2 protein-coding genes are annotated in these 1163 nt (G+C 39.7%); both read left to right on the top strand.

Going from position 1 to position 1163, the window contains the following annotated elements; translation table 11 throughout:
• Positions 1-243 precede the first annotated feature (243 nt).
• On the top strand, positions 244-903 hold the full coding sequence (locus WBS51_RS15130; RefSeq protein WP_342694164.1) for a CHC2 zinc finger domain-containing protein: 660 nt from the start codon (positions 244-246) through the stop codon (positions 901-903).
• A 19-nt stretch (positions 904-922) separates the two neighbouring features.
• On the top strand, positions 923-1048 hold the full coding sequence (locus tag WBS51_RS15125; RefSeq protein ID WP_342694163.1) for a hypothetical protein: 126 nt from the start codon (positions 923-925) through the stop codon (positions 1046-1048).
• The last annotated feature ends 115 nt before the right edge of the window (positions 1049-1163 follow it).

Below are 1163 nucleotides of genomic sequence, written 5' to 3'. Positions count from 1 at the left end.
TACCGCTTTATAGCGGACCAGTAAACGTGCTTGCGACACCGCCCTTCGGGGCGAGCAGTAATAAAGCCCTTTTGAGGGCTAATATCAAACCACCAGTTGAACTGGTGGTTGCTGACTTAAGTATTTTTCTGATTATTTAATTTTGTAGTATATTCTTTTACTGTCATGGGTGTTCTCCTTATTTATGATTTTAAAATTCTTCCATATTGAAACAAAAGAATCAGATATGGGAGGATTTTTGTTATGGCAAAAAATAATTACGCAAGATTAAAACAGGAAGCGGACATTGAAACGGTGGTCAATTACCTTGGCATACCGGTTAGAAGAAAAGGAACATCCTGTTTCTTACTGTGTCCATTGCCGCAGCATGCAGATCGTCATGCAACAAACTGTTATTTTAAGCCAGGCTGGAATAATCTATACTGCACAGCATGTGGTGCTGCAATCAATGCAATCGATTTGATTATTTATACTCTTGGTGTGGAATATGGGAAAGCTGCCGATATCCTGTGGGAACTGGAGGGACGGCCCGACTGGTATTACACTTCCAGGATGGAGAAGAAAAAAGAAGTATTTCATTTATCCAAGGAAGAAGCTGACTTGCTTGGAATTCATTCTCCTGGGTATATTCTCACTCCATTTTTATATTCAGATGCAAAGCCAAATTACGGGCATGATGTTGCTCTGAAATGTGATGCAGACGGATATCTTGCCTGCAAAATGAACCATTTAACCTGGAAAGATTTCATGACGGAGGAACAATATCGTTCTATGGTCAAAGAAAAGGCTATTGAAAGAGGCCGTAAAGCCCAGGAAGTAATGCTTCGTTGCAACAGCAGGAGCCTTAAAAATGCATTTTATACACTTGCAGTTGAATGCAAAACACTTTCTGAACGTGCGTAAAGAAGGAGGGCTGTCATGAATGGCAGCTCTTTTTGTATTCTACTGCTGCTGCCATTCCATCAGCCAGGTCAGAAAGCTGCTGTTCTTCCGTATAGCTCGAAAAAGGCTCTGTGATAATTATCTGCAGGCTGTCAAAGTAATCTAGTATAAAGTAAATTAAATAACTGCTATATATTTTATGGATGATGTGTGGTAAAATAGTGTTATCTAAGAAAGGATGAACACTATGAGAAAAACATATCTTCCCCTGTCAGATGAAG

The organism is Blautia acetica (assembly GCF_038739805.1).
GTDB lineage: Bacteria > Bacillota > Clostridia > Lachnospirales > Lachnospiraceae > Blautia.
Note: the sequence above shows the minus strand (reverse complement) of the source record. Positions and strands in the feature narration are given on the sequence as shown.

Excerpts from the sequence above, each read along its gene's own strand:
- WBS51_RS15125 (WP_342694163.1), top strand. The coding sequence starts at position 923 with ATGGCAGCTCTTTTTGTATTCTACTGCTGCTGCCATTCCATCAGCCAG.
- WBS51_RS15130 (WP_342694164.1), top strand. The coding sequence starts at position 244 with ATGGCAAAAAATAATTACGCAAGATTAAAACAGGAAGCGGACATTGAA.